The following is a 6,650-nucleotide window of genomic DNA, read 5'->3' as shown; positions in this document are numbered from 1 at the left end:
GTCGCTGGTGGGGATGTTCGGCCAGCAACCCCGGTTGCCGAAGACGCCGCCGTGCCCGACCAGCAGGACCCGTGCGCGCGGTGCACGTTGCTGAACGGCGGTGAGTGTCGCAGTGACCTTCGGTCCGAGCGCACTCAGTGAGGCGTCCATGCGCGAGACGGTGCCCGGGTCGGTGCGGCAGTGCGCGTCGCCGCCCGGAAGCTCGGTGTAGCACGCCGAAACGATCCCCGACCAGCCGACATCATTGCCACCGATGCTCAATGTGACGAGATTCGTGTCCGGGGCGAGCGAATCGATCTGCGGGGCGACCGATCCGGTCGACGTCTGCTGCGGGACGGATGTGATGTGTTCGGTGCGCGCACCCGTACAGGCGACGTTGACGAAGCCGACCGGGTGCAGCGAACCCGCGACGAGATTCGGATATCCCGCGTCGGCGCGGGCGCATCCGCTGATCATCGCCGCTGCGTCGAGGTAGGGTCCGGCGGCACGCGAGTCGCCGAGCGCGACGTAGCGAATGCCCTGCTCGCTGCCCGGGTCACTCATCGCGGATACCGGCCACACCATCGATGCAGCTGCCATGCCGGCGACGATCCCGGCTCGCACAATCGTCTTCATCCAGACCCTCCGACAGCATGTTCTCCCGGCTTGAGATCGGCACGAATTACAAACACGTTACGAGCAGCGGGTGAAGATCCCGGATGAAGCGCGGATGCACCTCGCCCCACCAGCACATTTTGTTTACCTTCCTGTTCGAACGGCTACCGTCCATCTGTGACCGCCCACAAAGTTCTCGACGGCCGCTACGAGCTGAGCGGCCTACTCGGCGTGGGCGGGAGCGGCGAGATCCACGACGGTTGGGACACTCGCCTCCACCGGCCCGTCGCGGTCAAACTGCTCGGACGGGAGTTCGGCAGCAGACCGGACGTACGACGACGTTTCGAGGTCGAGGCCCGGGCGGCCGCGGCCCTGAACCACCCTCGCATCGTCGCCGTGTACGACACAGGCGAACACGACGGACGTCCCTACATCGTTATGGAACGGCTCCCCGGCCGCACCCTCGCAGACGACATCTCTCGCGGACCCCTGCCCGGCGATCGGGTACGCACCGTGCTCGTCAGCATTCTCGAGGCTCTCGTCGCCGCACACGACGCAGGGATCCTCCATCGGGACATCAAGCCGGCGAACGTGCTCATCACAGAGAACGGCGAGATCAAGGTCGCCGACTTCGGCATCGCCAAGAGCGTCGGCGACGACCTCACCCGCACCGGTGAACTCGTGGGGACCGTCGCCTACCTGAGCCCGGACCGCATCACCGGACATGCCGCGTCCGTGACGGACGATCTGTACGCGGTGGGGATCGTCGGTTACGAATCCCTGTGCGGGCGGAGGCCGTTCGCCGAGGACAACATCCTCGCGCTGGCACGGGCCATCACACACGACCTACCGCAGCCACTGCCCGAGCTCCGTCCGGATGTCCATCCGGGACTCGTCGCGGTGATCGAGCGGGCCATGGCACGTGAGCCTTCCGACCGATTCCGCACTGCACGCGAGATGCTCTCGGCGCTGAGGAATTCCAGCGAATACCCTGCCGCGACGTCCCGCCTGCCGGCAGGATCCGTAGCCGGCCCGACAACCACCGCACACAGATCCACGGATCGTCCTCGTGGAGTTCTCCTCGCGACGGGACTGACGCTGGTCGGAGCGATCACCGTGGGCGGCCTCGCGCTGGGATTCGGACGGGATTCCGCCTCTCCGCCTGCCGCAACTCCGGAGACCGCCACTTCGGGCACCTCCGCGTCGCTTCCTCGACGGATACCGGCGACGACCGAGATCCCCCAGCCCACCGACTCCGGGGTCGTTCCGGCGAGCACCGCAGTCGAGACTCCGATCGTGCCCGTCCCGGAGACCGTCCCCGTCGCACCACCGACCGATTCCGTGCCCACGAGGTCCGGACCGGAGTCCCGCGGGAACAACGGGCCCGGCAACAACAACGGGAACGGCAGCGGAAATTCCCGGGGCAACAACGGGAACGGCAACGGCAACAACGGTAATGGGAACGGGAACGGGAACAGCGGCCGCGGCAACGGCAACGGCTGAGGCCGCTCAGCTCGATCCGCGCACCACGAGTTCGACGGGAAGTCGCGTCGACTCCGTTTCCCCGTCGCGCACGAGTTCGAGCAGCCGCTCGATGGCGGTCTCCCCGATATCGTGCGCGGGTGAACGCACGGTGGTGAGTGGCACCGGCAGCTGCGCGACGACGGGGATGTCGTTGTAACCGACCACGGCGAGATCGCCGGGGATGGACAGACCCAGGTCGCGGGCGACGCCGAGGATGCCGATGGCGATGGTGTCGCTGACCGCGAAGATCGCGCGGGGACGATTCGGACGAGCCAGCAGCGCACCGGCGGCCTCCACACCCCCGGCGACGTCGAAGCTCGACCGCACGATCCGCTCGGGCGGCAGTGACACCAACGCTTCCTTCAGGGTGTCGACGAAGCCGTCGCGGCGGTCGTGGGCGGTGCTGGCGTGGTCGGGACCGGCGATGATCGCCAGGTCGTCGTAACCACGGTCGAGCAGGTGCCGGGCGGCCAGCGCTCCCCCTCGGTAGTCGTCGCCCACCACGAACGGCAACCCCGCGTCGGCATGGCGGGTGACCGCCAGGATGGGCAGCGATCCGAGTGCCAGCGACTCGACGAACGGACGACCGGGAAGGTGCAGGCTGCTCAGCAGCAGACCGTCGACCTGGCGGCCCACGAGCAGCGCGATGGCGCGACGTTGCGCCTCGAGATCGTCGGGTGGACTCGACAGCAACACCGAATAGCCCGCTTTCGTGGCGGCTTCCTCGATGCCCTGGTAGGTGGTGGCGACCACGCCGTCGGTGAGCCGCGGCATGACGACGCCGAGAGTCGTGGTCTTGCGGGTGCGCAGGCTCGCTGCCCACAGGTTGGGCCGATATCCCAGTTCGGCCGCTACCTCCCGCACCCGCTGGGCGGAGTCCGACCAGCCGTCGACCGGTTCGGGCTGGCGCAACACCCGCGAGGCCGTCGAGACGTGAACGCCGGCGCGCTCGGCGATCTCCTTGAGTGTCGGGGCGCGGTCCGGACGGGGCATTCGGCTCTCCTGCTTGTTTCACATCGAGTTCGCTTTCCGGGTTGACGAGCCCGGAACATGCACTTAGCGTATGCCATGCAATCGTTCGTGCAAACGTTCTCGCAATCGTTCTGACAAACGTTTCCTCGACCACCGGAGAAAGCCATGTCCCACGTTCAGTCGCTGCCCCAGCTCTTCGCCCTCGACTCCCTGCTCGAGCAGGAGGAGATCGACATCCGCGACACCGTCCGCAAGTTCGGCAACGAGCGCATCCGCCCTCACGTGGCCCAGTGGTTCGAGGAAGCGAAGCTCCCGGCCCGCGAACTCGCCAAGGAGCTCGGGCAGCTGGGCGTGCTGGGCATGCACCTCGACGGTTACGGTTGCGCCGGCATGAGCGCCACCGCTTACGGCCTGGCCTGCCTCGAGCTCGAGGCCGTCGACTCCGGCATCCGCAGCCTCGTCTCCGTGCAGGGCTCGCTGGCGATGTTCTCCATCCATCACTGGGGCAGCGAGGAGCAGAAGCAGGAATGGCTCCCTCGCATGGCCGCCGGCGAGGCCATCGGCTGCTTCGGCCTGACCGAACCCGACTTCGGCTCCAATCCTGCCGGGATGCGCACCAACGCCAAGCGCGACGGTGACGACTGGATCCTCAACGGCACCAAGATGTGGATCACCAACGGCTCGATCGCCGACGTCGCCGTCGTCTGGGCACAGACCGACCTCGAAGAAGGCGCCAAGGGCATCCGCGGCTTCGTCGTCCCCACCGATACCCCCGGCTTCTCCGCACCGGAGATCCACGCCAAGCTGTCGCTGCGCGCCTCGGTCACCTCGGAGCTCGTCCTCGACGACGTGCGTCTGCCCGCCTCGGCGATGATGCCGAAGGCCGAGGGGCTGCGCGGACCACTCACCTCGCTCGGCGAGGCCCGCTTCGGCATCGTCTTCGGTGCGATCGGCGCGGCCCGCGATTGCCTGGAGACCGCGATCGACTACGCCCGGTCGCGCGAGGTGTTCGACAAGCCGCTCGCCGGCTACCAGCTCACCCAGGCCAAGATCGCCGACATGGCGCTCGAGGTCGGCAAGGGCCACCTGCTCGCCTATCACCTCGGCCGCATCAAGGACCGCGGCGAGATCGCCCCGGAGCAGGTCAGCCTCGGCAAGCTCAACAACGTGCGCGAGGCCATCGCCATCGCCCGCGAGTGCCGGACCATCCTCGGCGCCAACGGAATCACGCTCGAGTACCCCGTCATCCGTCACGCCAACAATCTCGAATCGGTGCTGACCTACGAGGGCACCTCCGAGGTCCACCAGCTGACCATCGGCAAGGCGCTGACCGGTGAGGCGGCCTTCCGGTGACCGCCGTTCCCGGCGCGCTCGAGGGGCTGGTGATCGCCGACTTCGGTCGCGTGCTCGCCGGCCCGTACGCCACCATGCTGCTCGCCGACCTCGGGGCAGAGGTCGTCAAGATCGAACGCCCCGGCTTCGGGGACGACACCCGGCACTGGGGTCCGCCCTGGGTGGGCGAGGAGTCCACCTACTTCCTCGGCGTCAACCGCAACAAGAAGTCGGTGGCCATCGATCTGACCACCGAAGGCGGACTCCACCAGGCCCGCGATCTCGTGCTCCGTGCCGACGTCGTCGTCGAGAACTTCCTGCCCGGCACGATGACCCGGCTCGGACTCGGCTACGAGCAGGTCCGGGAACTCAACCCCGGCATCGTCTACGCGTCGATCACCGGCTTCGGCGGACACAACGATCTGCCCGGTTACGACCTGCTCATCCAGGCCGTCGGCGGCTTGATGAGCATCACCGGACCCGACCCGGCGACACCCACGAAGGTCGGTGTCGCCGTCGTCGACGTCATCACCGGAATGCACGCTGCGGTGGGCATTCTCGCCGCACTGCGGCACCGCGACCGCACCGGGGAAGGACAGCGGGTCGAGGTGAACCTGCTGTCGTCCCTGCTGTCGGCGCTGGCGAACCAGTCGTCCGGCTACGTCGCGGCGGGTGTGGTGCCGAAGGCCATGGGCAATCGTCATCCGAGCATCGCGCCCTACGAGGTGTTCCACACCGCCGACCGGCCGTTCGTCCTCGCCGTCGGCAACGATCGTCAGTTCGCTTCGCTGGCCGAGGTCCTCGGAGCTCCGGAACTCGCCTCCGACGACCGGTTCACCACCAACACCGCCCGCGTAGCGAACCGAGAGGAATTGACGAAGATCGTCGACGAGTTGCTCTCGACCGAGACGGCCGATGTGTGGTTCGACGCACTGACCGCCGCCCGAGTGCCGTGTGGTCCGCTCAACGACATCGCCGACGCGGTCGCGCTCGCCGAACGACTCGGCCTGTCGCCGGTGGTGTCGATCGACGATCCCGAGCGGGACGCTCCGCTGCGCCAGATCGCCAACCCGATCCGGCTCAGCGCCACCCCCGCGACCTACCGCACGCCGCCCCCGCGGTTGCCGTAGACGGACGCTCTCGTCAGTCGGGGCTCTGTTCCTTCAGAGTGTGCGCGACGAGAGCGTTGGCGTGCCCGTGGCCCATGCCGTGTTCCTCTTTGAGCCAGTTCACCAGCTCCATGTGCTTGCCGAGATCCGACGCGCGGATCATGGTCTTCCACTCCTCGATCGGGCGCCCGTACTTCTGCTCGATCGACGGGAAATACGACTCGGGTCCCTTGACCTTCTCGCTCATGCCGGAAGGCTAGCCGGGGCGACCGACAAGTTCCGTCCGATCCGCTGAAAACGACCGCGGCGCCGCAGTCCCGGATGGGACGCGGCGCCGCGGAGGTACGGAAGTGGATCAGGCCTTCGGGCCACCGGCCACGTAGATGACCTGACCGGACACGAAGCCCGCGCCCTCGGACGCGAGGAACGATGCGGTGTGGGCGATGTCGTCGACCTCGCCGATGCGGCCGACCGGGATGTCGGCCGCGACGTTCGACTTGAAGTCGTCGAACGACACGCCGAGACGCTCGGCGGTCGCGGCGGTCATCTCGGTGGCGATGAAGCCCGGCGCGATGGCGTTGGCGGTGACACCGAACTTGCCCAGCTCGATCGCGAGGGTCTTGGTGAAACCCTGCATGCCGGCCTTGGCTGCGGAGTAGTTGACCTGGCCGCGGTTACCGAGGGCCGACGTGCTCGAGAGGTTGACGATGCGGCCGAACTTGGCGTCGACCATGTAGCTCTGGACGGCACGCGTCATGAGGAAGGCGCCACGCAGGTGCACGTTCATGACGGCGTCCCAGTCGTCGACGGTCATCTTGAACAGCAGGTTGTCGCGGGTGATGCCGGCATTGTTGATCAGGACGGTGGGTTCGCCGAGTTCGGTGGCGACCTTCTCGACGGCAGCGGCGACGGACTTCTCGTCGGAGACGTCGGCTCCCACGGCGAGCGCCTTGCCCCCGGCGGACTCGATGGCCGAAACGGTGTCTTCACAGGCGGATTCGTCGAGGTCGAGGACGGCGACCCGGTACCCGTCGCCGGCGAGACGCTTCGCGACGGCTGCGCCGATACCGCGTGCGGCTCCGGTGACGATGGCAGTGCGGGGTTGTGTGCTCATAGCGT

Annotated in this window: 7 protein-coding genes; 3 read left to right on the top strand and 4 right to left on the bottom strand. The window is 67.6% G+C overall.

Annotation, left to right across the window (positions count from 1 at the left end; genetic code table 11):
* A partial coding sequence (locus R1101_RS0100815) for an SGNH/GDSL hydrolase family protein (RefSeq protein WP_026002745.1) occupies nucleotides 1–579 on the bottom strand: 579 nt, incomplete at its 3' end.
* A 192-nt stretch (nucleotides 580–771) separates the two neighbouring features.
* Here R1101_RS0100815 and R1101_RS0100810 point away from each other — a divergent pair.
* Nucleotides 772–2,097, top strand: coding sequence for a serine/threonine protein kinase (locus R1101_RS0100810; RefSeq protein ID WP_016931589.1), 1,326 nt, complete (start codon nucleotides 772–774; stop codon nucleotides 2,095–2,097).
* Between the two features lie 6 nt (nucleotides 2,098–2,103).
* Here the strand turns inward: R1101_RS0100810 and R1101_RS0100805 are convergent, their stop codons facing one another.
* On the bottom strand, nucleotides 2,104–3,111 hold the full coding sequence (locus R1101_RS0100805; protein WP_016931588.1) for a LacI family DNA-binding transcriptional regulator: 1,008 nt from the start codon (nucleotides 3,109–3,111) through the stop codon (nucleotides 2,104–2,106).
* A 144-nt stretch (nucleotides 3,112–3,255) separates the two neighbouring features.
* On the opposite strand from R1101_RS0100805, the gene R1101_RS0100800 reads away from it, so the two are divergent.
* Nucleotides 3,256–4,443: an acyl-CoA dehydrogenase family protein gene (locus tag R1101_RS0100800; protein WP_016931587.1), complete on the top strand. Its 1,188-nt coding sequence runs from the start codon at nucleotides 3,256–3,258 to the stop codon at nucleotides 4,441–4,443.
* Nucleotides 4,440–5,552, top strand: coding sequence for a CaiB/BaiF CoA transferase family protein (locus R1101_RS0100795; protein ID WP_016931586.1), 1,113 nt, complete (start codon nucleotides 4,440–4,442; stop codon nucleotides 5,550–5,552). Before R1101_RS0100800 ends, R1101_RS0100795 begins: the two co-directional genes overlap by 4 nt.
* Before the next feature lie 13 nt (nucleotides 5,553–5,565).
* Here the strand turns inward: R1101_RS0100795 and R1101_RS0100790 are convergent, their stop codons facing one another.
* Together R1101_RS0100790 and fabG are read right to left on the bottom strand one after the other, a co-directional pair.
* Nucleotides 5,566–5,778, bottom strand: coding sequence for a DUF4287 domain-containing protein (locus R1101_RS0100790; protein WP_016931585.1), 213 nt, complete (start codon nucleotides 5,776–5,778; stop codon nucleotides 5,566–5,568).
* Nucleotides 5,779–5,886: 108 nt separating this feature from the next.
* Complete coding sequence (gene fabG, locus R1101_RS0100785; RefSeq protein WP_016931584.1) at nucleotides 5,887–6,645, bottom strand: 3-oxoacyl-ACP reductase FabG; 759 nt, start codon at nucleotides 6,643–6,645, stop codon at nucleotides 5,887–5,889.
* Nucleotides 6,646–6,650: the final 5 nt, after the last annotated feature.

It is taken from the genome of Rhodococcus sp. R1101 (assembly GCF_000278445.1).
Taxonomy (GTDB): Bacteria; Actinomycetota; Actinomycetes; order Mycobacteriales; family Mycobacteriaceae; genus Rhodococcus; species Rhodococcus gordoniae.
The sequence above is the reverse complement of the archived record's forward strand: the minus strand, read 5'-3'. Positions and strand labels throughout refer to the sequence as shown.